The sequence below is a fragment of the Kitasatospora sp. NPDC056273 genome, from assembly GCF_042268845.1.
Taxonomy (GTDB): Bacteria; Actinomycetota; Actinomycetes; order Streptomycetales; family Streptomycetaceae; genus Kitasatospora.
In genome coordinates, this window is the sequence record NZ_JBHJSJ010000011.1 from 95,115 (window position 1) to 116,529 (window position 21,415).

Sequence of the window (21,415 nt, forward strand, 5' to 3'; positions counted from 1 at the left end):
GAACGGGACGCAGATGAACTGGCACGGAGTTCTGGCGCTGTGGTGCGGGGCGTTCGGCCTCGTCGCGCTGGTCGGGTACGGGCGGTCGCTGGCCGGCCTGACCCGGGCGCAGCGGACGGTACGGGTGACGGGGCGGATCGAACGGGTGCGGGAGCCGCGGCACGGGAGCTCCCAGGAGGACGGGATCGCGGTGGTCGTCCGCTTCCGGGATCCCTCCACCGGCGAGGAGTTCGTCGTCACGAACGACACCGGGACCGGCGACCTGATCACCACGGCCTGGGTGGGCCGGGAGGTCGGAATCCGCTACCCGCCGGGGCGGCCGCACGCCTTCCGGTTCACCAACAGCCCCCAGGACGGCGGGCGCGGGCTCGGCCTGCCGAACTCTGCGGTCCTGCTGATCTACGTCGGGCTGGTGGTCGTCGCCTCGATCGACTGGGGCTGGCCGTGGGCCCTGGTCGCGGTCTGCGGGCCGCTCACCGTCCTCACCGCCCTCCACCTGCCCGGGGAGCGGCGGCGCATGAGGAAGCGTCTCGCCGAGCTGGACGCCATGGCGTCCGCGACGGGCCGCGTCATCGCCGTCCTCAGGACCGTCGAGACCGACGCGGACGGCGACCTCCGCACCAGCCGGACACCCGTCTACTCCTTCACCACCCCCGAGGGGACGGCCGTCACCGGCTACCAGCCCTCGTACCTGTCCGACACCACCGCCGCGTACGGCCAGGACGTCGTGATCCACTACGCGCCCGACAACCCGGCCGACTTCACCCCGGCCCTCGCCGCCACCCGCGGGTCCGTGGAGGCGAACCTCGGCTGCGCGGTCCTGGCCCTCGTCATCCTGGCCGCGGCGGCGGTCACGGGAGCGGTCCTGCTCTCCCGGTAGCCCCCGGCACCCCGTCAGTGGGAAGTCGGCGCAACGGCGCGCCCGGGGCCCTGGTCTGGCTCGAACGGCACGGCGTCGACTTCACCGCCGTCCTCGCCCTGGCCGGGCTCGCCATGGCCTGCGCCCTCGCCTGGCCGTGGGGACGGCGCCTCCCGCGCGGGCCGCTGCTCGCCCTGGCCTGCGCGGGGACGCTGCTGGTCCCGTACGGCCTGCTCACCGCGCTGCTCGCCCTCACCGGGGACGGCGGCGGCGCGGCGGCGCCGATCACCGGGTGGGTCGCGCCGGCCGGGGTCGGCGCCTTCCTGGGGATCGGGACGGCCCTGGGCGTCGGGGCCTGGTCGCGGCTCCGGCTGCGGCGGCGCGCCGGCGTCAGGGGTTCGTGACAGCCCGGTCGGAGTCGCTGCGCAGCACGCAGAACTCGTTGCCCTCGGGGTCGGAGAGAACGGCCCACCCCGAACCGTCGGGGTTCCGGTGGTCGCCGACGAAGGTGGCGCCGAGGCCGAGCAGCCGCTCCACCTCCTGGTCGCGCGAGGTCTCGGGCCGCAGGCACAGGTGGACCCGGTTCTTGACCGTCTTCGCCTCGGACACCTGGTTGAAGTACAGCACCGGCCCCTCCGCCAGCAGCACCTGCGTCTCCCGGTCCCCCGGCCGGCAGTCGGGGTCCAACGGCCGACCGGTCACACCACTCCAGAACCGCGCCAGCTCATAGGCGTCCGCACAGTCGATCGCCACGTTCTGCAACACCGAAACCATGCGCGCGAGTCTCCCCGATCCCCGCGCCGGACGCCACCGGGTCGCACCCGCTCCCCGCACCCCCGCCGAGGGCGGGACCGGCCCGTGAGGAGCGGGCCCGCCGACGACCCTGACCTGCGGCGATACGGCCCGGGTGCAGGCCCTCACGGACGTGCCTACGGTGGAAGGAGTAGCCCAGAGCATCCAGGAGGTTACGTTATGACTTCCGAGAAGAAGCCCGTCCAGCTCACGGCACGCACGGTGAGCGGCCACGTGGTCGCCCACTCGCCGATCAGCGGTGACTTCGAGGCCACGCTGACCGACACGGACGGCAAGCCGATCGTGGGGCGGCAGATCACCTTCTACAGCACCGCGAGCGGCCAGCGCGTCGGCTCCGCGACCACCGACCAGAGCGGGATCGCCAAGCTGAACTCCGGCTCCAAGATCCTCGATCCGGTCATCGTCGCCAGCACTCTCACCACCGGCTGCGAAGCACGGTTCGAGGGCGACGACGAGTACCAGGCGGCCTCCGCCCACGCCGGCACCGCGGTCGGCGTGTAGTCGGCGCCGCACCCGGACACGTGCGGAGTGGGAAGTCGGCCAGGCCGACTTCCCACTCCGCGCCACCCGCCGGACGGCTCGTCGGACGGCGATTCGGTCAGCGATGTGCTCAACCGACCGTAGGACTGCGGCGTTCGAGGAGGACCACGTCGCGCCACCTGCCGTCGCGCCGGCCGATGCGCTCCCGCGTCCCGACGACCCGGAACCCGGCCCTGGCGTGCAGCGCGAGACTGACCGTGTTCTCCGGGAAGATCCCCGACTGGATCGTCCAGATCCCGGCCCGCTCGGTGGAGGCGATCAGCGCCTCCAGCAACGCGGCGCCCACGCCCCGCCCCCGCGCCTCCGGGTGGACGTAGACGGAGTGTTCGACCACACCCGCGTACGCGCACCGGTCCGACACCCGGGCCACCGCGGCCCAGCCGAGCACCCGGCCGGGCCTGTCCCCGTCTCCGTCCCCATCCCCGTCGAGGGCGACGAAGCGGTGCTCGGCCAGGCGCGCGGCGTCGAACGCCTCCCAGCTCGGCGCGGCGGTCTCGAAGGTGGCGTCGCCGCCGTCGATCCCGAACCGGTAGATCGCCAGGACCTGTTCGGCGTGCGCCGCCGTCATCGCGACGACGGTCACGTCCCCGTTCACGCGCCCGCCCCCACGCCCAGTTCGGCGAGCAGACCGCGGACGCGCCGCTCGATCTCGTCGCGGATCGGGCGCACGGCGTCGACGCCCTGGCCGGCCGGGTCCGCCAACTGCCAGTCCAGGTAGCGCTTTCCGGGGAAGTACGGGCAGGCGTCGCCGCAGCCCATGGTGATCACCACGTCCGAGGCCCGGACGGCCTCGACGGTGAGGACCTTGGGCATCTCGGCGGAGAGGTCGATCCCCACCTCGGCCATCGCCCGGACCACGGCCGGGTTGACGGTGTCGGCGGGCGCGGAGCCGGCCGACCGGACCTCGACCCGGCCGCCGCCGAGGTGGCTCAGGAAGGCGGCGGCCATCTGGGAACGGCCGGCGTTGTGCACGCAGACGAACAGCACGGACGGCTTGGACGGCTTGGACGGCCCGGAGGGCAACACGGCTGCGGGCACGGGCGGCTGAGGCTCAGACACGGGCGGACCCTTCGACGGCGGTGGCGGGCTGGGGGAAGTAGCGGCGGGCGGCGAGGGCCACGTGGACGAGACCGATGAGCACCGGCACCTCGATCAGCGGCCCGACGACTCCGGCGAGGGCCTGGCCGCTGGTGGCGCCGAAGGTGGCGATGGCGACGGCGATGGCCAGTTCGAAGTTGTTGCCCGCGGCGGTGAACGCCAGGGTGGTGGCGCGCGGGTGGTCCAGGCCCACCGCGCGGCCCAGCGCCAGGGAACCGGCCCACATGACGGCGAAGTACACCAGCAGCGGCAGCGCGATCCGGGCGACGTCGAGGGGCTGCGAGGTGATCGCACGGCCCTGGAGCGCGAACAGGACGACGATCGTGAACAGCAGCCCGTACAGCGCGAACGGGCCGATCCGCGGCAGCAGCCCGGTCTCGTACCAGGTGCGGCCGCGGGCCTTCTCGCCCAGGCGGCGGGTGAGGTAGCCGGCGGCGAGCGGGATGCCGAGGAAGGTCAGCACACTGCGGGCGATCTCCCAGGCCGACACGTCGAGCGCCGCCTGTTCCAGGCCGAGCCACCCGGGCAGCACGGACAGGTAGAACCAGCCCAGCGCGCCGAACGCGACCACCTGGAAGACGGAGTTCAGGGCGACGAGCACGGCGGCGGCCTCCCGGTCGCCGCAGGCCAGGTCGTTCCAGATGATCACCATGGCGATGCAGCGGGCGAGGCCGACGATGATCAGCCCGGTGCGGTACTCCGGCAGGTCGGGCAGCAGCAGCCAGGCGAGGGCGAACATCACGGCGGGCCCGACCAGCCAGTTGAGCACCAGGGAGGGGATCAGCAGGCGGCGGTTCCGGGTGACGGTGTCGAGCCGGTCGTAGCGGACCTTGGCGAGCACCGGGTACATCATCACCAGCAGGCCGAGCGCGATCGGCAGCGAGACGCCGGTGACGGTCACCTTCGCGAGCGTGTCGCCCAGGCCCGGGACGAGCCGGCCGAGGCCGATGCCGAGGGCCATCGCGGCGAGGATCCAGAGCGCGAGGTAGCGGTCGACGAACGACAGCCGGCCGGCGACGGGGGTGGGGGCGGGGGCGGGCGCCCCGGTTGCGGCGCTCACTCGGCGGCTCCGAGCGGCACCGGGCCGGGTTCGAGCGGCGCCGGGCGGGTGAGGACGCCCGCGAGGCGGTCGGTGGTCTCGGGGACCAGCCGGTAGTACACCCAGGTGCCCCGGCGCTCGGAGTCGATCAGCCCGGCCTGCCGCAGCAGCTTCAGGTGGTGGGAGATCGTCGGCTGGGACAGGTCGAAGGCCGGGGTCAGGTCGCAGACGCACACCTCGCCGCCGGCGCCGGAGGCGATCATCGACAGCAGCCGCAGCCGCACCGGATCGCCCAGGGCCTTGAACAGCGGCGCCAGTTCGGCGGCCTGCCCTTCGTCCAGCGGGGCGCTCAGCAGCCCGGGGCAGCAGCCGTCCGCGCCGTCGTCCTGGCCCAGCACTCGGAGTTCCTGTTTCGACATGCTTCTATATTGACGAACGCCGATCCAGTCCGCAAGCTTGCATCGACGAATATCGATCCAGGCTCGATCCAGCCTGTTGGAGGCCACCATGTCCCGTGTCCAGCTCGCCCTGCGCGTCGCCGACCTCGAAGGCTCCATCGCCTTCTACGCCAAGCTCTTCGGCACCGAGCCCGCCAAGCGCCGCCCCGGCTACGCGAACTTCGCCATCACCGAGCCCCCGCTGAAGCTCGTCCTCATCGAGGGCGAGCCGGGCGAGGACACCCGCCTGGACCACCTCGGCGTCGAGGTCGCCTCCACCGAGCAGGTCACCGCCGCCACCACCCGCCTCCGGGACGCCGGCCTCGCCGCCTTCGAGGAGAACGACACCTCCTGCTGCTACGCCGTCCAGGACAAGGTCTGGGTGACCGCCCCCGGCAAGGAGCCCTGGGAGGTCTACGTGGTCAAGGCCGACGCCGACACCCTCGGCAAGAGCGCCGCCGGCGCCCCCGAGGCCTGCTGCACGGGCACCGCCACCGGCGAGGCGTCCGCCTGAGCCGGCGTGCGCGGGAAGTCGGCCCGGCCGACGTCCCGCGCACCGGGCCTGATTGGATGACGACCATGAACAGCGGCGGTCACCAGGAATCAGGCCTCTCGAAAAGCGTCTGGAGCGACGCCGACTTCGAGGAAATGGGCTGGCACGACGCCACCGTCCACGGCCTGTACGTGCAGCAGACCGACGACTTCCTGCCGCGCCTCCTCCTCGACCTCGACTACATCGTCCAGTGGGTCCACCCCGTCCGGCCCGCGCGGAACTTCTCCTTCTGGGTCGCCCCCGCGACCCTCGCCTTCGAAGAGGTCTGGGACCTCCAGGGCGACTTCGGCTTCGAGGGCATGGCCCCGGAGCTGGAGATCGCCGACCTGCACCGGCTGGCACCGGACGACGACAAGCAGGACTCGCCGCACTGGCACATCGAGGGCCACTCCTTCGACCTGAAGTTTCGCGCCTCCGGCTTCCGCCAGTACATCCGCGAGACCCCGCGGCTCACCTCGACCCCGGTCCTGTCCGGCGCCGAGCGCGGCGGCTGCCGCTTCACCGAGGCCGGCTTCGCCTGAGCGGTTCCGAGGGCCCGCGAGCCCGCTCAGGCGAATGCCCCGTCCACGGGCCGGCACTCCCCCGCCCCCCGGGCGAACGACGCGCGCCCGAGCAGGTCCTAGGCTGGGCCGCATGAGCAAGACGCAGGTGGGCGGGGTGATCGGCCGGTGGATCCGGTCGCTGAACCGGGGGCAGGAGCTCTCGCACGAGGCGGCGCTGCGGCAGTCGGCAGTACGGATGCGCGGGCGGCTGCTCCTCCACCCGACGGAGGGGCCGTGGCAGGAGCTCGCCTACTGGGACCCGCTGCCGGCCGCCCGGGAGCTGACCGACTCGGTGGGCTACGGCCGCTGGGAGCAGCGCGGCAGGCTGAACGTGCCCGGCCCGTTCTACGCCGGCGAGACCGACAGCGGGCTGAACGGCCCGTACTACCTCCCCGAGCACGTGCTCTCCGACGACAGGCACTGCGAGTTCGTCCACCGCCAGCCCGTCAACCCGCGCGAAGTGGCCGCCCTGGTCGAGATCGCCCACGACGAACCCCTGGGCGGCTACGCCTGGGACGGCGACCGGCACTGGACCCCGCAGGCGGTGCGCGACTGGTGGGCCCGCCGGGACGAGGTCCGCGCCTGGATCACGGACGAGCTGAGACTGGGCGACGACAGCCGGAACGAACCGGACGCCCTGCGCCAGTACGCCGCCTACCTGGACGACGGGCTGGAGGCCTACCTGCGCGGCTACCTGTTCTGGCTCACCGAGCACCGCGAACCCCGCGCCAGCGAGGCACTGCCGGAACTCTGACCCGCGGCGGCGGGCACGAGGAGCGGAAAGCCGGCCGGACCCGCCACCCCAGGGCCCCTGCCGGTCGGCAGGGGGCGGACCGCCGTCCCGGACGAGCCGTGCCGCGAGGAGCGCGGACGGGATGTCACTGATGGACCGTCATGTCCGTTTAGGGTGGCGCCCATGACCGACCCGCGCCCCACCTCGGCCTTCCACCGCGCCAACGCCGACCCGGCGAAAACCGACCGCTTGGTCGCCGCGCTGGACGCCCAGGCCGCCAACCCCGGGGTACGGCGCCTGCGCGCGTGGGCGCACGAGCGGCTCGCCGTACGCCCTGGCGAGCGCGCGCTGGACGTCGGCGCCGGCACCGGCTCGGAGACCCGGGTGCTCGCGGCGGCGGTCAGCCCGGAGGGCGGTGCGGCCGGCCGCAGCACGGGAAGCGCGATCGGCGTCGAACCGCACCCCGGTCTGCGGGCCGTCGCCGAGCGGCGCACCACCGAGGCCGGCAGCCCGGCCCGCTTCCTGGACGGCGACGCGCAGGCGCTGCCGCTGCCCGACGGCGAGCTGGACGCGGTCTGGTGCGAGCGCGTTCTCCAGCACCTCACCGACCCGGCGAAGGCCGTCGCCGAGATGGCCCGGGTGCTGCGCCCGGGCGGCCGGGTCGCGCTGCTGGACACCGACTGGTCGACCTTCGTGCTGCACCCGGTGACCCTGGAGGTCCGTCCCGCGCTGGCCGCCGTCGTCCAGGGCGCCGCCGCCCACCCGGAGGCCGGGCGCAGCCTCACGGGCTGGCTGATCGAGGCCGGGCTGACCGTCGACACCCTCGGCGCCGACGTCCTCCTGCACGACCCCCACACGGTCAGCCGGCCGATCGTCCGCGGTCTCGGCGCGGCGGCCGTCGGCCGGGGCCTGCTCACCGAGGAGCAGTGCGAACGGCTCTACGCCGACCTCGACGCGGCCGCCGGGCACGGGGCGTTCCACCTGTCGGTGACGATGTTCGCCGCGATCGCCCACCGGCCCCGCTGACCGGCCGCTCGAACGTTCTCCTGATCCTCAGGACTCTCAGAGCCGGTGCAGCGCCGCCTCGCAGAGCCGGCACCGCTGCTGCTCCAGCTCGGGCGGGTACCACGGCTCGCCCGGCCGGGCGGGGCGGTAGTGGGCGTGCTCCATCGGCGCGGTGTCCAGCCCGCAGAGGGTGCGCGCCTGCGGGTCCTCCGGGACGTCCGGGTCCTGGCCGGCGGCGTGCACCGCGACCACGCCCGGCCCGACGCCCTCGGGGCCGAGGGCCTGGTCCGGGGCCAGTTCGAAGAGGACGACGATCGCAGCCACGGTCCCACCGTGGCGGGCGGCGGCCGTCCGCGCATTTCGATCTTCACCCCGCCGGGGCCGGCCGGCCCCGGATTACCGGCGTCGTGAACCTGCCAAAGCAGTGGCCGCGTGCTCCAAGATGACAAGCGCACCACTCGCACGCCTCGCACAACTCGTACGACCGACCGGACCGACCCCGGATCGACCCGGACCGACTGGACCCAAGGAGCCGCACCATGGGCATCGCACGTCGTGAACTCCTCAGCTGGGGCGCGGGATTCGGCGCCGCCGCCCTCGGAGGCCTCGCCCTCCCGGGCAGCGCCTCGGCCTCCCCCTCTGCCGCCGCCTCCTCGACCACCCCGCGCGGGCTGCCGACCGACAGTTGGATGAGCCGCCTGAACGGCAGCACCTCCCTCCTGGACCTCACCATCCCCGGCACCCACGACTCCTGCTGCGAGAACCCCGCCTACGGCACCGAGTGGTCGCACACCCAGAACTGGGGCCTGCCCCAGCAGTTGACCGAGGGCGTCCGCTTCCTCGACATCCGCTGCAACGGCCTCCAGGGCGCGCCCGACGAACTCGGGATCTACCACTCGGACAACTACCAGCACCTCCGGCTCCAGGACGTGCTCGACCAGTGCCGCTCCTTCCTCCGCTCGCACCCCGGCGAGACCGTCCTGATGCGCCTGCGCAACGAGCGCGCCGGCGGCCAGGCGCTCGACGACACCGAGTTCATGCGGCGGATCAACCACTACCTCGACGGGCTCGGCTACCGCGACCTGTTCCACTTCTACGGCTGGCCGACCCTCGCCACCGCCCGGGGGAAGGTCGTCCTGATCGCCGACTTCACCAACCCGTGGGGCCTGATCGACTGGTCCAGCGGCGAGAACGGCTACTTCGACACCCAGGACCTCTGGCAGACCGGCGGCACCGACCCCCTGGGGACCAAGGGCCAGCGCATCGTCGCCCAGTTCGACAAGGCCTTCGTCAACCCGGGCTACTCGAAGATGTTCGTCAACTTCCTGTCGTACGCGGGTGGTTACTGGCCCAAGACCAGCTCTCAGACCTTGATGGACCGCAGCATCTACCCGTACCTGAACGCCCGCACCCAGCAGCGCGCCCGGTTCGGCATCGTGCCGATGGACTTCCCGGACTTCCACGTCAACGTGCTGCAGATGCTGATCGACAAGAACTTCGTCTAGGCACATCGGCAACGGCACCATCCCTCTCGGCACCATCCGCCTCGGCCCCCTCGGCCCCCTCCCGCACCCGAGGGGGCCGAGGCGTCGACCGCACGCCCTCGGGGCCGCCCTCCGCGAGACCCCGCGCACGCCCGTTCCGCATCAGCCCGGGGATGTAAACCCGTGGGCCAATGCCGGGTGACAGATCATCAATCCGCAGGCCGATGCCGCCCCCGCGCCCCCCGTGACAGCGTTCCGCGCATGGACACCACGCCGATGGACACGACGCCGACGGGCACCACGCCGATGGACAGCACGCCGACCGCCCGCCCCACCGGACCGAGCCGCCGCCGCATGCTCGGCGCCGCCCTCGCACTGGGCGCCGTCGCGCCGCTGGGCCTCGCCCACGCCGCCTCGGCCACCCCCGCCTCCACCCCCGCTTCCTCCACGGGCACCGGCACCGGCACCGACTCCCCCGGCCGCCTCACCCTGCCCGCGCCCACCGGCCCCTTCCCCGTGGGCATGGTGCCGCTGCACCTGCGCGACGAGGCCAGGCTCGACCCGAACGCCCGGCCCGGAAAGTTCCGCGAGCTGATGGCCACCGTCTGGTACCCGGCCCGGGCCGCGGCCGCCGACGCGTACCCGCTCGCCCCCTGGATGACCGACGGCGCCCTGAAGGCCTTCCTCGACGACGCCGGCTTCCCCCTCCCCCTCTCGCTCGCCCCGCTCACCGCCGGCCACCAGGGCGCCCCCGTCCACCGGGCCGGGCGGCCGCTGCCCGTCATCGTCTACTCGCACGGCGCGGGCAGCCACCGCGCCGACCACACCATCGTGGTCCAGGAGTTGGCCAGCCACGGCTTCGCCGTCGTCACCGTCGACCACACCCACGACGGATTCACCGAGTTCCCCGACGGCACCGTCGTCACCCGGGACGGCGTCGCCCCGGGGCTGGCCCCCAAGGACTACGCCGCCGACCTGCTCTTCCTCCTCGACCGCGTCGTCGACCTCGCCAACGGCCGCAACCCCGACGTCGACGGCCGCACCCTACCGACCGGCCTGCTCGGCAACCTGGACGCGCGGAACATGGGCGCCTTCGGCTGGTCCAAGGGCGGCACCGCCGTCGGCCTCGCCATGGTCGCCGACCAGCGCATCCGCGCCGGGCTCACCCTGGACGGGCGGATGGAGTCGAACCCCGCCATCACCACCGACATCGACCGGCCGTTCATGATGATGACCGCCCGCTACACCCGGGCCACCAGCCCGTTCATCGAGACCTTCTGGGGCCACCTGCGCGGCTGGCGCCTCGACGTCCAGGCCACCGGCGCCATCCACAGCTCCTACGGCGACAACATGACGCTGATCCCGCAGGCGGGCAAGCTGCTCGGCATGACCGAGCAGGACATCCAGTCCCAGGTCGGCACCCTCGACCCCGACCGCGGCGTCCTCGTCCAACAGGCCTACCCGCGCGCCTTCTTCGACCTCCACCTGCGGGGCCGGCACTGCGGCAACCTGCTCGACGGACCGTCGACGGCCTTCCCGGAGGTCGTCTACCACCCGTAGCCCCGGTACGGCGGGCGGCCGTCACGGGGGTACGGCCGCCCGCAAGGCCCGAAGACGCTCAACTCCCCTCCCTGATCTTCGGGTTGACCGCACAGAAGTAGACCCGGCCAGTCTGCTTGTCGAAGTAGAAGCTCCCCGAGTACTGGGTCCGGGTGACCGACTCGTCGAAGGCCCTGCTGTGGAGCCACCCGGTCGGGTCACCCACCTCGGCGGCGATCTCCTCCGGGACACCGCACCCGATGGAGACCTCCTCCCACGTCCCGTTCGCCGTGATCTCCGCCAGCGTCGCCGACTCGACCCGCGCCACCCCTTGCACACTCACGTCGGTCGGCCCGGGAACCCACGTCACGGAGTTCTGCGTCAGCACCCGACCGACCCACATCGCCGCCGACAGCGAACCCAGCTGCGGGAAACGGCGCTTCAGCAGTTCGGCGTCGGCCAGGCAGATTCCGCCCGCGCACCGGGCCCGCGGCGGCCGGCCCCTCAGCACTGCACGACACGGCCCTTCTCGAAGCCGAGGTCGAGACGATCCTCGTCCGGCTTCCCGTCCCGCTGGACGGACACCCGGTACTCCCCCTGGAGATTCCTCGGGATCGAGGCGGTGTAGACGGTGCGCCGGGCCCCGGCAAGGTCGACCGCGTACACCTGGCGGACCGGGAAGTCCCTTCCCTGGCACGACAGACGGTCGATCGTCTCACCGCTGGCCATCACCCGCAGCACCCACGACGCCTCCCCGTCGCGTTCGCGCAGCCCCGGGTCCACGAAGACGCCGACGCCGGGAACCCGCCGCCCGGAGGTCTCCTCCACCGTCTCGCACCAACCCGCCATGACGCTCTCCGACGCGGCGCACAGACCCCCGGTCCGCTCCGCCTGCCAGATCAGCTCCGGCCCGTACCCGCCGTCGTACTCGACCAGCGTGAACCGATCACCCGCCGGCGCCGTCCCGTTCTCCTTCGCCGTCCGCAGGATCACCTGCTTCGAGCTCTCCGCAAACACCGGCCGGACCACGGGCGCCGACGTGACACCCTTGCCCGCCACCCCTCCGGCCCCACCCCCGCTGCACGCACTGGCAGCACACACCAGACCCACGAGAACAGCGCTCACCCTCATGGAACGTCCCACCACGTGACTCATCCCCCATGCGCATCGCTCAAGACTTCGCCATGGCACCGCCGACCGGACGGCCCCAGTCTTCTCGGCCTGCCGGATCAGCGCCGGGCGAACCACGCTCTGACGATCAGCAGGAGGCCCGCCAGCAGGACAACCCCCTCCCGCGACTTCGGGAAGCCCCGCACAGCACGGTCACCTGTTCCTCCCCCGGCGGCCCGGGCCGGGACCGGCACCGCTTCGCCTCCGGATGAACGCCGTGGGCGTCCCACGCGATCATCGGATGGGACGCTCACGGATGACCCACCGTTCCACGTCAGCGGCCCGGAACGCACCCGGGATCGCCTCCGCGGCGGAACTCAGCGGCTCACTTGTTGAAGAAGAGCGACACGAGTATGCGTATGACCATGACGCTCGAGAGGACGGTGAACCCCCACCCCACGACCAGGTGGATGCCGGCTGGCCCGTCCTTGGAGGACCTCCCGGAGGGCTGCGTGAACCACTTTGAGAAACCTCGGTAGTCCGTGACCATGGCCACTCCGAGGAACAGGGGGATCAGGAACGCCAGAGCAACGAGGATGCGCACAAGGATCTCCCGGACGGTCCAGGGCGGTAGCGGCGGCAGGAACCCGACCCGCGGACCCTACCAAGCCCAGTCCGCTGCCTCGCCCGCCCGGTCAGCACCGCGCCGGGCCGGCGACCCGATCCATGTTGAGCGTCACGCGGTCCTCGGCCGGCTGCCCGTCCCGTCGGACGGCCACCCGGTACTCGCCCTGGAGTCCGCGCGGTATCGACACCGTGTAGACGGTGTGGAGCACGCCGTCGACCGTGACCTCGTACGCCCGCCGCGCCGGAAAGCTCCGCCCCTGGCACATGACCCGATCGACCGTCTCACCGCTGGACAACAGCATGACCGACCACTTCCCCTCGTAGTAGGCGGCGCCGATGAAGATTCCGACGCCCGGGTTCGGCCTCGCGGCGATGTCCGCCAGCGGAACACAGGGACCCGAGCCACGCGACGATCCCGAACAGACCGCGCCGGTCCCCTTCGCCCGCCAGATCAGCCCCGGGCCGTACCCGCTGTCGTACCGGACCACCGTGGCCTCGCCACCGGCCGGAGCCCAGCCGTTCTCCGCGGCCGATCGCAGGATCCGCCGCCTCTCGACCTCCGAGAGCGTCGCCCCTTCCTCACCGAGCGGCCACGCGACCTCGGCCGCCACCCCACCGGACGCGGCCCCCGCCGACGCCCCGCCGTGCCCACCGGATGCCCCGGTGCACGCACTGGCGCCACACAACAGCCCCACCAGAACCACCCGGAACACCATCGAATGCCCTATCACGCGAATCGCCTCCCCCACCGAAGACCGGTCTCCCGCTCGTCCCACCGCGCGCGTCAGGATCCCGCCACGCGAGCCACCTCCCCTCCAGAAGCCAGGTCCTCGTGCCCATCAATCGTCACCAACCCCCTTCCGCCCCTGAACAAGTACGCAGGGACGCCCCACGCGACGAACGGATGGGAAGATTCCCGGAGACCGGTTCGACGCAGCTTCGTGATCCTCGGGCTATTGCCGATAGGACGGCCCTTGGCGGGCACCCATATCGACCAGCCTTAGCACGTCCCGACAAGCCCCGTCGCGGAGACCATCACGAGGGCGCCCAAGGCGTAGGGGATCGGCCAGCCCATCCCTGGTCCCGGAGTGACCGTCGCGACCCCGGCCAGCCAGGCCGGAAGTCCCCCGTGACACCGTCGTACAAGACGCCGATATCGGTAGGGCTGCGACCCGAGTCCCAGCCATCGCTCCAATACAGGGTTCGAAGGTCCCTCACAGACTCCGCCAGCTCAAGGGCCTCACCAAACACCGGTGGCGGGACAGCCCCGAAGGCCGCCCCGCCACCGTCACACATACCGACTACGTCGGCTCAGCACTGAACGGCGTAGCCCTTCTCCAGACCGAGGTCGAGCCGTTCTTCTTCCGACTGCCCGTCTCGCTGGACGGCCACCCGGTACTCACCTTGAAGACTCCTTGGGATGATGGCGGTGTAGACGGTGCGCTGGGCGCCGGCCAGGCTGATCGAGTACACCTGACGCACCGGGAAGTTCCTTCCCTGGCAGGAGAGATGGTCGATCGTCTCACCGCTGGCCATCACCTGCACTGCCCACCATGGATCCTCCTCGCGGTTGAACAGCCCGGAGTCTCCGAAGATGCCGACTCCGGGAACCCGTTCCTCGGCAATCTGCTTCTCAGTCTTGCATCTCCCGGACGCGACGACCTCCGATGCGATGCAGAGACCACCGGTCTCCTCCGGCTGCCAGATCAGCTGCGGGTCGTACCCGCCGTCGAACTCGATCACCGTAAACCGGTCACCCGCTGGTGCCGTCCCGTCCGCCTTCGCGGTACGAAGGATCAGCTTCTTGTAGCTCTCCGGGAAGGTGTGCTGAGCCGTAGCCGTCGATGCGGTCCCACCAGTGGCGACCGACCCGTCGCCTCCGGACGCCCCGGTGCACGCACTTACACCGCACAACAGACCTGCGAGGACAACACAGAATATCGCCGAACGTCCCGTCACATCACTCACCTCCCGTGGGCGAAAATTTGCGCCTGCTCGAACCGGAGACTCCATGGCCCATCAATTCCTACCTAGGACCAGCTCGGGCGAGGAGTCGAAGGTGACGCGGTTCCAGTTGAGCATCTCGTAGGTTGCCCAATCCTTCGTTGTCACACTGCCGTCCGAATGATAGTAGGTCGTCCGGTAGCTCCATTTCCGGAAAGACGGCGCGAACCCGTATTGTTGCCCCTTCTTGACCATCAGGTTCCGTGACTCGGTGGTCGTGTCCGCGTCGGTCGTCGCCTCGGACGTCTGGGTACTATCCTCCGTGCTGTCGTTCCAGTTGATTTCGCCGTCGACCTTGAGGACGCCATAGAAATCCGCCGATCCGGCGATCTTGCGCCCCTCCGACTTGCTCACCTTGCTCGCAAGCTGCTTGGTCCACTGCTTGGTCTTCGTTCTGCTGTCAACGAGCGCGAGCGGCCCGTCCGCATCCGCGGTCCGGATATCAGCCCCGACGTTCTTGTCAATGTAGTCCTCGTAGGTACTCTTCGTCGAGGTTGCGAGGACATCGGTGCCACCATCGGGCCGGTTCTTGCTCACGTCATAGGCACGGTCAGGCTTCGGCTTCTTGTTGTTCCTAGGCGAACCCAACGGCGGCGGGCTGTTGAGGTACTCCTCCAATCCCTGCTGCCGGTAGGCCTCTCCAGCCTTGTTGTCCGCAACAATCTTGTCGTAGTTCGGGCCCTGCCACTTCGTCTCTTCAGTGAGCTTGGTGCCCATGTTGGTGCACTTGGCGAAGCCGCTCGCGCACTCCTCCAACGCCATGCCGGTGGGGTCGGTCTTGTTGACCGGACTGTTGTTGCTGTAGGCGTAGGCGTTCCACTGCTGCGGGTCCTCGGGGAGGAGTAGCGGGTCGGGGTTGAGGAAGCGGCCGGTGCCCGGCTGGTACTGGCGGGCGCCGAGGTTGGTGAAGCCAGTGGTGTCGTCCTTGAGTCCGCCGACGTAGCCCTTGTCGCCGGCCCAGGAGTTGGCCGCGCCGGAGCCGCGCAGGACGCCGAACGGGTCGGTCCAGCGGCGGGTCTCGGCACTGGTGGCCGAGTCGATGGAGAGCGTGCCGGTGTTGTGGTGGTCGGTGAACTGGTAGGTGAGCTTGGTCGGGCCCTGGCGGACCAGGGTGACGCCGCCGGGCATGGTGTAGTAGCGGGTGCCGGTGCTGGTCTTGCTGCCGGTGTCGTAGACGAGTTCGTCTCCGCCGCCGAGGTTGACCGTGATCTTGCCCGGGTTGCGGCGGATCAGCTGGTTGCCGTCCGCGTCGTAGAGGTAGCCGGTGGTGGAGGTGCCCTGCTTCATCGAGGCGAGCTTGCCCTCGGCGTCCCAGGTCAGTTCCGTGCCGTTGGCCGCGTCCACGGCGTTCCAAGTGGAGGTGCCCCACTTGGACGCCCAGCCCGGCGCGTAGACGATGAACTTGCCGTCGTCCTGGACGACCGCGAAGTACTTGCTGTTCGCCCCGATCCAGGTCTGCGAGGACCACAGCGGCACGCGCTGCGGGTCGTAGACCACGAAGTTGCCGTCGTCCTGCATGGTCGCCCAGGCACCCGGGTGGTTCTGGGTGTTGGTCGACCAGGTCACCAGGCCGGTGCGCAGCGAGGTCAGCACGAGGTTGCCGTCGGTCTGCATGGTCAGCTGGGTGGAGTTGGAGCGCACCGACTCACCGGAGTTGAGCACGAAGCCCGCGCCCAGCGTCTTGGTGGCGGCCGGGTTGGCGATCTTCGTGGTGTTCCCGGCCGCGTCGTACTGGTTGCTCCCGGGGGTGCTGCCGTTGTTCGGGAAGGTGGACTTCACCGTCGTCGGCACGTGCGGACCGCCGGTGCCGCCACCCGTGCCGGCCGCGGTGGTCGGCGTGTTGCGGGTGCCCGGGGCCGGGAAGGCCTGGTCGATCGTCAGGTCCTTCGAGACGTCGCCGGTCGGGTTGTGCATGACCAGCTTGGTCCGGTTGCCGACCGCGTCGTAGGTGTAGTCCTGCCAGTACGCCGCACTCCCGCCCACCGTGGTCTTCGCCGGAGCGACCGCACCATTGGTCGGCGTCGCGTTGGCGCACGCGCCCTGCCCGGCGAGCGACGGCGTCGGCTGGTTCAGCTTCCCCGTGTCCGACCAGGCCGAGGTCAGTCGGCCCAGGTAGTCGTGGGTGAAGCACTGGAGGTCGGTCGCGGCCGGAGTGTTGTTCGGGATCGTCCGGATCGCGGTGATCTGGCCCGCCGGGTCGTACGCGTAGGTGGTGTTCTGGACGGTACCGGTGGTGGCGGTCTGCTTGTCGACGTACTGGGTCAGCACGCGCCCGGTCGGCTCGTCGTACGTGTTCGTCGCGACGATCTGCGTGCCCCACGGGTTCATCGTGGTACGGATGTTACGCCCGTAGGCATCCCAGTCCGCCTGCCGCAGATAGGTGTAACCGGCCCCACTGATGTCGTTGAGCTCGCCATAGGACTCGTAGTTGTAGTTGATCGACTCCTGCGCCAGGTCACCCGCCGCGGCGCGCCCGTCAGCGATGATGGAGCCACTGACAGGGTTGTACGCCGCCGTGTAGTCGAACGTCACCTGCCCGGTCTTGCCGACCTCGCTGCCCGGGATGGCGACGGTGGTCTTCGTCGGACGGTAGGCAGCGTCGAACTCGCCAACGGACTTGGTGTAAGCCGCGCCCCCGGCACCACCGACGTAGCGGGTCGAGGAACTGGCCTGCCCCTTGGCCACGGTGTCGTAGGTGAAGCCGGTCAGCTGGTTCGCCGGGTCCGTCGTGCCACTGAACGTACCCGTCTTGCGGCCGAGCAGGTCGTACGTCATCGCGATCGTCTGCCCACGCGCGTCCGTCGTGGTCGCGACCCGTCCGCCCGCGTCATACGTACGTGTCGACACACCGGAGTCCGGGTCGTCGTTCTTCACCAGGCGGCCGCGCTGGTCGTAGGCGAGGCTCCAGGTGTTGCCTGCGGCGTCCACCCGGGTCGCCGGCTGGCCGTTCGCGTTGTAGGTGTACGTGGTGACGTCGGCGTCGGCCGGGTTGCCGGTCGCCGTCGGTGTCCGGTACTGCCACAGCTGCGCGGTGCGGCCACGGGCGTCGGTCACGGTGCTGGTCGCGGTCGCGCCACTCGGCGGCGACACGTCGACCCGGTCCGCCCCCGGGTACGCCGTGGTGTTCGTGGTCTGCAGCGTGCCCAGCGCCACGAACTGCGTGCTCACCGCTCGCCCCAGGCCGTCGAACTGGATCACGCTCGCGCTCGGCACCTTCGCGCCTTCGGGGATCCACCGGGTGGTGTTCGGAGTGGTGGTGTCCTCGTAGTAGTTGTTGTACTTCCGGTTGACGCGCCCCTGCGAGTCGTAGAACGTGTCCGTGATCAGGCGGCCGTGGTAGGAGGAGACCGCGGGATCGCCCTGGGTCTGCACCAGGCGGCCCAGACCGTCCAGGATCTGCACCGACTTCCCGTACGTCTTGCCGTCCGGACGCAGCGAGTTCGTCGTTGTGGTGGACGGTGACGACGTGCCGTTGACGGCGTAGTCGTAGGTGGCGTTGGCGTTGCTCGCCGTGTCCTGTCCCGGAGCCCAGGCCGCCTTCAGTCGGCCCAGCCCGTCATAGGTCTTGGTCACGGTCCGGCCGTTGGGGTCGCTCGTGGTGAGCGCCAGACCGCGGGCTGGGTTCAACGTGACCGTGGTCGTGCGGGGCGTGCCCGCGTCGGGTGCACCGGCCGGGGCCGGGCTACCGGTGACCACCTTGGTGGGCAACTCGCCCGGGCTCGCCGAACTGTACGCGGTCGTCACGGTCGCGCCGCCGGGGTTGGCCTTGTCGGTGACCGTCGGGTCCGTGGCGGCCGTGGTGCGGCCGTATGTGTCGTAGCCGGCCGTGGCCTTGAGGACGTACTGGGCCGCACCGTTGGCGTCGTAGTGGTCCAGTACCTGGGTTCCGGTGGCCTCGCCCTTGGCTCCGGCAGTGCCGAAGTCCTGGCCGTCGTAGAGCGTGCGGGTGTCGGAGATCGTGTTGGCCGGCGACGCGTTGACGGTGCAGGCGTTGGCGCCGGAGATCACGAAGACCTCGGAGACCAGACCGGTCATCTGCCGGTTCGCCGCAGCCGCGTAGCGGTAGCGGGTGCACACATCCGACGTGCCGTCGGCCGTGCTCAGCGAGGTGGTGACCCGGTTGTTGCTATCGGGGTCAGTGGTGGTCGCGGTCGAGGTGGTGCGAGTACCAGTCGTGGTCACTGCCGTGGTGGTCGAGGTGACCTTGGTCGCCTGGTACCGGGCCACCAGGTCCGGCAGTCCGGCCCGCGTGCGCGTGGCCTTCGCCACGGGGGCCTCGTACGTGTTCACCGTGTACGAGAGCGGCGAAGCCGGGTCGGCGGACGCGTCCGCGTAGCTGTCCGTCTCCAGGATCTGACCGAACAGCCAGTCGGAGTCGGCCCGTCCGCCGCTCTTCACGCCCGCGACGGAAGCGGCCTTGGCCTTGCCGTCCGCCTTGTAGTCGCCGTCCATGCCCTGGTAGTAGCTGGTCGTCGACTTCGACCGCGGCCCGTCCTTGCCGGAGCCGGTCACCGTGGTGACGCTGGCGTAGCCGCGGAACTGGTCCCAGGTTCGGTAGTCCGACTCGGCCAGCGCACTGTCGTTGCGGTGCCACGCGGCGGGACCGTACACGTAGGAGGTCGTCGTCGCCACCGCGCCGGTGATCAGCTTGGCGTTCGGGTCGGCGGTGACCGTCTCCACCGGGTACCGCAGGAACCAGTCGTCCACCGTCGTCTGCACTCCGGTGTCGAACCACTTCACCGGGAAGCAGCTCTTGTCGTTGCCGTCCGCCGAAGCCGGCATCCTCCCGGTCGTGCGCGAGCAGGACTCCTTGGCGTACGACACCAGGATCGTGCCGCCGGTCTCGGTGGTGATGACCGCCAGACGCGGGCGGTAGTACCGCGGACGCGCGGGCACCAGGCCGTCGACCCGGTTGGGCAGCAGCTCGTCGGCGAAGGTCATCTCCGGCAGCGCCTGCTCGGCCTGGCCGTTGGCGGTGTCCTTGCCCGTGCGCTTCACGGACTGCAGCCAGGCGATCGGTGCGTTGTCCGTCGCGTTCGCCGGCGTCTTGAACACGTGCTTCAGGTCGTAGTGGTCCACTGGTCGGTACGTGCCGCCCGAACGGATCGTCGTCGTGATCCCGTTCAGCCACTTCGTCGACCAGTACGTCGGAAGGAAGTTGGTGCACGTCCCGGTGTCCTGGCACTGCTTGTCCAGCGGGGCATCCGGCCAGTTCGCCGCGTTCGCCGCCGTGCGCTGCGAAGGGTCGCAGGCCTTGGCGTCCTCCAGGCAGCGCTCCCCCGACTCGAAGTCGATCTTCGCAGCCGCCTGGTACGTGCCTCCGGCGGCGAGCTGGTCGGACAGCTGCTGCCCGTAGGCGATCGACAGGAGCACACCACCGCGGGTGTACGACGTGTTCGTGCCCTTCCCGCTGTTCTGGGCGCCGCCGCGCGCGTACACGTTGGTCTCGGGCGTGTAGGAGTAGGTGGTCAGGTTGCCGTGCGGGTCGACCACGTAGTCCAGGTTCCAGCGCCACGCCGTCTGGCACCAGGAGCCCTTGCCCTTGGCCGCGTCGTAGCACGGGTCACCGGCGTTCGGCGAGTACACCGGCGTCGTCCACGCGGACTTGCTCTCCGGGCCCACCTTGCTGGGCGAACCGTCGGCCGCCGGAAGCTGGTTGAGGCCGAAGTAGTAGACCACTCCCGAGGTGTCCGTCACCTTCAGGTACGAGCCGTTCCAGGTGCCGTTGTTGGCGCCGGTCAGGAACTCGATCTTCGTCCCGTCGTCATTCTTCAGGTGCCAGGTGCACTTCGACTGCTCGTCGACACCGTTACCGGCCGTGCAGGAGGGCTCCGGAACGAGCTCACCGGAGTGGCCGCCCAGCGACAGCGTCAGGTTCGCACCGCCCCAGCACTGGTCACCCGAGCCGGGGATGCCGGCCTTGTCGCACGTCCGGTAGCCCCGCTCGACGAATCCGGAACTCAGGTCCCAGCCGTCACCGATCCACGACGCCTGCGCGTTCGTCGATGCCGTCTTCCCGTCCACCGACGCCGAGTCGTAACCCAGCGCCAACGTGGGAGCGGCACCTCCGAGAGTCGACGGGGTCACGATCGGGTAGCTGTAGGTGAACGACCCCGAGCCGCTGCCCGCCGCCCACGCCTGGCTCGGCGACAGCGACGTCGCGCTGTAGGTGCCGGTCCCGCTGGAAGGAGCGGCGGTGAGTGCCAGCACCACCTGCGCGGGAGCGGCGGCCAGTGCCGGCGCACCCGCGGACTTGGCCTGAGCGCGCTGCCCCTCGGCCGAGCCGGTCGTGGTGGCGGGCAGGTCGATGTCCGCCACGAGTCGCTTGGCCTGCTCGTCGTAGTGCGAGGCGACCGGCGTACGCGCCTGGCAGCCGTCGGCGTCCGGCGTCGTCAACGCACACTCCGGCAGAACCGCCAACCCGGCCCTGTGCGCGAAGTCGCCACCGGAACCCAACGATCCCAGGTCGAGCCCGATCCGGACCTTCCCCGGCTGGGCCCCGTCGCCGCTCCGCGACAGCGCCACCAGTGTCGTCGGCGCACCCGCGTCCGGACCGGAGCCCGGCGCGGCCGCGAGCTTCACCTGCACGGGCGCGGCAGCAGCGGCGTCGCCGGCGCGGGCGACCGGAGCCACCCAGACCGGCAGGTCGCCCGCCTGCTTCGACGCGCCGACGACAGACTCCCGCCCGTCCGCCGCGCCGGCGTCCCGGTCGGTCGGCGTGTCCAGGACGACCACCGCCGTGCCGTGCTTCGGCTGCGGCACGCTCTTCGGTGGCACCCAGTCCGGCGAGCCGGTGTTCGGCGAGGAAGCCTTGGACTTGTCCGTCGTCCCGGGCACCGAGGCCGTCCGCTGGAGCGGCGTGTTCGGCGGCGACCAGACCTTGCCCTTGCCCCCATCCGCGGGGGCCGCGACTGCGGTACCGAGCGGCGCGGCCAGCATGCTCAACACGGCGAAGGAACCCAGAATTGCCATTCGAGGCTTGCGCCACCGTGACGGGGAATCACCCCATCCGGATTCACCGGGTGGTCTTTC

21 protein-coding genes are annotated in these 21,415 nt (G+C 70.9%); 9 read left to right on the forward strand and 12 right to left on the reverse strand.

Going from position 1 to position 21,415, the window contains the following annotated elements; all coding sequences use genetic code 11:
• Window positions 1–13 precede the first annotated feature (13 nt).
• The gene (locus ACFCY1_RS12715; protein ID WP_375874502.1) at window positions 14–880 is read left to right on the forward strand and encodes a DUF3592 domain-containing protein; all 867 of its coding nucleotides are present in this window, start codon (window positions 14–16) and stop codon (window positions 878–880) included.
• Between the two features lie 17 nt (window positions 881–897).
• On the forward strand, window positions 898–1,263 hold the full coding sequence (locus tag ACFCY1_RS12720; protein WP_375874503.1) for a hypothetical protein: 366 nt from the start codon (window positions 898–900) through the stop codon (window positions 1,261–1,263).
• Here the strand turns inward: ACFCY1_RS12720 and ACFCY1_RS12725 are convergent.
• The gene (locus ACFCY1_RS12725) at window positions 1,250–1,633 is read right to left on the reverse strand and encodes a VOC family protein (protein ID WP_049651006.1); all 384 of its coding nucleotides are present in this window, start codon (window positions 1,631–1,633) and stop codon (window positions 1,250–1,252) included. The two genes, ACFCY1_RS12720 and ACFCY1_RS12725, sit on opposite strands and share 14 nt — an antisense overlap.
• Window positions 1,634–1,831: 198 nt before the next feature.
• On the opposite strand from ACFCY1_RS12725, the gene ACFCY1_RS12730 reads away from it, so the two are divergent.
• On the forward strand, window positions 1,832–2,173 hold the full coding sequence (locus tag ACFCY1_RS12730) for a hypothetical protein (RefSeq protein ID WP_049651007.1): 342 nt from the start codon (window positions 1,832–1,834) through the stop codon (window positions 2,171–2,173).
• 109 nt (window positions 2,174–2,282) lie between these two features.
• Here ACFCY1_RS12730 and ACFCY1_RS12735 read toward each other — a convergent pair whose 3' ends face one another.
• The 4 genes from ACFCY1_RS12735 to ACFCY1_RS12750 all read right to left on the reverse strand — a co-directional run bounded on the left by ACFCY1_RS12735 (window position 2,283) and on the right by ACFCY1_RS12750 (window position 4,768).
• Window positions 2,283–2,780 carry a GNAT family N-acetyltransferase gene (locus tag ACFCY1_RS12735; RefSeq protein ID WP_375874561.1) on the reverse strand — a complete coding sequence of 166 codons (498 nt, stop codon included), beginning with the start codon at window positions 2,778–2,780 and terminating at the stop codon, window positions 2,283–2,285.
• Between the two features lie 23 nt (window positions 2,781–2,803).
• Entirely contained in the window at window positions 2,804–3,235 is a 432-nt protein-coding gene (locus ACFCY1_RS12740) for an arsenate reductase ArsC (RefSeq protein ID WP_375874562.1), read from the reverse strand.
• A 28-nt stretch (window positions 3,236–3,263) separates the two neighbouring features.
• On the reverse strand, window positions 3,264–4,271 hold the full coding sequence (gene arsB, locus ACFCY1_RS12745) for an ACR3 family arsenite efflux transporter (protein WP_375874563.1): 1,008 nt from the start codon (window positions 4,269–4,271) through the stop codon (window positions 3,264–3,266).
• Window positions 4,272–4,366: 95 nt separating this feature from the next.
• Window positions 4,367–4,768, reverse strand: a complete 402-nt coding sequence (locus tag ACFCY1_RS12750) for an ArsR/SmtB family transcription factor (protein ID WP_375874504.1) — start codon at window positions 4,766–4,768, stop codon at window positions 4,367–4,369.
• Between the two features lie 88 nt (window positions 4,769–4,856).
• Between ACFCY1_RS12750 and ACFCY1_RS12755 the strand changes: the two genes are divergently transcribed.
• The 4 genes from ACFCY1_RS12755 to ACFCY1_RS12770 all read left to right on the forward strand — a co-directional run bounded on the left by ACFCY1_RS12755 (window position 4,857) and on the right by ACFCY1_RS12770 (window position 7,640).
• Window positions 4,857–5,300, forward strand: a complete 444-nt coding sequence (locus ACFCY1_RS12755) for an ArsI/CadI family heavy metal resistance metalloenzyme (protein ID WP_375874505.1) — start codon at window positions 4,857–4,859, stop codon at window positions 5,298–5,300.
• Between the two features lie 65 nt (window positions 5,301–5,365).
• Window positions 5,366–5,860 carry a hypothetical protein gene (locus ACFCY1_RS12760; protein ID WP_049651013.1) on the forward strand — a complete coding sequence of 165 codons (495 nt, stop codon included), beginning with the start codon at window positions 5,366–5,368 and terminating at the stop codon, window positions 5,858–5,860.
• Window positions 5,861–5,972: 112 nt separating this feature from the next.
• On the forward strand, window positions 5,973–6,635 hold the full coding sequence (locus ACFCY1_RS12765; RefSeq protein ID WP_375874506.1) for a ferredoxin: 663 nt from the start codon (window positions 5,973–5,975) through the stop codon (window positions 6,633–6,635).
• Window positions 6,636–6,797: 162 nt separating this feature from the next.
• Window positions 6,798–7,640, forward strand: coding sequence for a methyltransferase domain-containing protein (locus ACFCY1_RS12770; RefSeq protein ID WP_375874507.1), 843 nt, complete (start codon window positions 6,798–6,800; stop codon window positions 7,638–7,640).
• A 36-nt stretch (window positions 7,641–7,676) separates the two neighbouring features.
• On the opposite strand, the gene ACFCY1_RS12775 is transcribed toward ACFCY1_RS12770, so the two are convergent.
• Window positions 7,677–7,943 carry a hypothetical protein gene (locus ACFCY1_RS12775; protein ID WP_053111985.1) on the reverse strand — a complete coding sequence of 89 codons (267 nt, stop codon included), beginning with the start codon at window positions 7,941–7,943 and terminating at the stop codon, window positions 7,677–7,679.
• 215 nt (window positions 7,944–8,158) lie between these two features.
• On the opposite strand from ACFCY1_RS12775, the gene ACFCY1_RS12780 reads away from it, so the two are divergent.
• On the forward strand, window positions 8,159–9,124 hold the full coding sequence (locus ACFCY1_RS12780) for a phosphatidylinositol-specific phospholipase C (protein ID WP_375874508.1): 966 nt from the start codon (window positions 8,159–8,161) through the stop codon (window positions 9,122–9,124).
• A gap of 240 nt (window positions 9,125–9,364) precedes the next feature.
• Entirely contained in the window at window positions 9,365–10,663 is a 1,299-nt protein-coding gene (locus tag ACFCY1_RS12785) for an acetylhydrolase (RefSeq protein ID WP_375874509.1), read from the forward strand.
• Between the two features lie 58 nt (window positions 10,664–10,721).
• On the opposite strand, the gene ACFCY1_RS12790 is transcribed toward ACFCY1_RS12785, so the two are convergent.
• From ACFCY1_RS12790 to ACFCY1_RS12815, 6 genes are all read right to left on the reverse strand, one after another.
• Complete coding sequence (locus tag ACFCY1_RS12790; protein WP_375874510.1) at window positions 10,722–11,030, reverse strand: hypothetical protein; 309 nt, start codon at window positions 11,028–11,030, stop codon at window positions 10,722–10,724.
• Between the two features lie 116 nt (window positions 11,031–11,146).
• Complete coding sequence (locus ACFCY1_RS12795) at window positions 11,147–11,659, reverse strand: hypothetical protein (protein ID WP_375874511.1); 513 nt, start codon at window positions 11,657–11,659, stop codon at window positions 11,147–11,149.
• Between the two features lie 478 nt (window positions 11,660–12,137).
• On the reverse strand, window positions 12,138–12,356 hold the full coding sequence (locus tag ACFCY1_RS12800) for a hypothetical protein (protein ID WP_049650196.1): 219 nt from the start codon (window positions 12,354–12,356) through the stop codon (window positions 12,138–12,140).
• Window positions 12,357–12,447: 91 nt separating this feature from the next.
• Window positions 12,448–13,128 (reverse strand): hypothetical protein, encoded by a 681-nt coding sequence (locus ACFCY1_RS12805; protein ID WP_375874512.1) that lies wholly within the window; start codon window positions 13,126–13,128, stop codon window positions 12,448–12,450.
• Between the two features lie 562 nt (window positions 13,129–13,690).
• Window positions 13,691–14,122 carry a hypothetical protein gene (locus tag ACFCY1_RS12810; protein ID WP_049650194.1) on the reverse strand — a complete coding sequence of 144 codons (432 nt, stop codon included), beginning with the start codon at window positions 14,120–14,122 and terminating at the stop codon, window positions 13,691–13,693.
• Between the two features lie 276 nt (window positions 14,123–14,398).
• A complete protein-coding gene (locus tag ACFCY1_RS12815) occupies window positions 14,399–21,355 on the reverse strand; it encodes an RHS repeat-associated core domain-containing protein (RefSeq protein WP_375874513.1) in 6,957 nt (2,318 codons plus the stop codon).
• Window positions 21,356–21,415: the final 60 nt, after the last annotated feature.

Excerpts from the sequence above, each read along its gene's own strand:
- ACFCY1_RS12715 (WP_375874502.1), top strand. The coding sequence starts at position 14 with ATGAACTGGCACGGAGTTCTGGCGCTGTGGTGCGGGGCGTTCGGCCTC.
- ACFCY1_RS12725 (WP_049651006.1), bottom strand. The coding sequence starts at position 1,633 with ATGGTTTCGGTGTTGCAGAACGTGGCGATCGACTGTGCGGACGCCTAT.
- ACFCY1_RS12730 (WP_049651007.1), top strand. The coding sequence starts at position 1,832 with ATGACTTCCGAGAAGAAGCCCGTCCAGCTCACGGCACGCACGGTGAGC.
- ACFCY1_RS12735 (WP_375874561.1), bottom strand. The coding sequence starts at position 2,780 with ATGACGGCGGCGCACGCCGAACAGGTCCTGGCGATCTACCGGTTCGGG.
- arsB (WP_375874563.1), bottom strand. The coding sequence starts at position 4,271 with ATGGCCCTCGGCATCGGCCTCGGCCGGCTCGTCCCGGGCCTGGGCGAC.
- ACFCY1_RS12750 (WP_375874504.1), bottom strand. The coding sequence starts at position 4,768 with ATGTCGAAACAGGAACTCCGAGTGCTGGGCCAGGACGACGGCGCGGAC.
- ACFCY1_RS12755 (WP_375874505.1), top strand. The coding sequence starts at position 4,857 with ATGTCCCGTGTCCAGCTCGCCCTGCGCGTCGCCGACCTCGAAGGCTCC.
- ACFCY1_RS12760 (WP_049651013.1), top strand. The coding sequence starts at position 5,366 with ATGAACAGCGGCGGTCACCAGGAATCAGGCCTCTCGAAAAGCGTCTGG.
- ACFCY1_RS12765 (WP_375874506.1), top strand. The coding sequence starts at position 5,973 with ATGAGCAAGACGCAGGTGGGCGGGGTGATCGGCCGGTGGATCCGGTCG.
- ACFCY1_RS12770 (WP_375874507.1), top strand. The coding sequence starts at position 6,798 with ATGACCGACCCGCGCCCCACCTCGGCCTTCCACCGCGCCAACGCCGAC.
- ACFCY1_RS12780 (WP_375874508.1), top strand. The coding sequence starts at position 8,159 with ATGGGCATCGCACGTCGTGAACTCCTCAGCTGGGGCGCGGGATTCGGC.
- ACFCY1_RS12785 (WP_375874509.1), top strand. The coding sequence starts at position 9,365 with ATGGACACCACGCCGATGGACACGACGCCGACGGGCACCACGCCGATG.
- ACFCY1_RS12815 (WP_375874513.1), bottom strand. The coding sequence starts at position 21,355 with ATGGCAATTCTGGGTTCCTTCGCCGTGTTGAGCATGCTGGCCGCGCCG.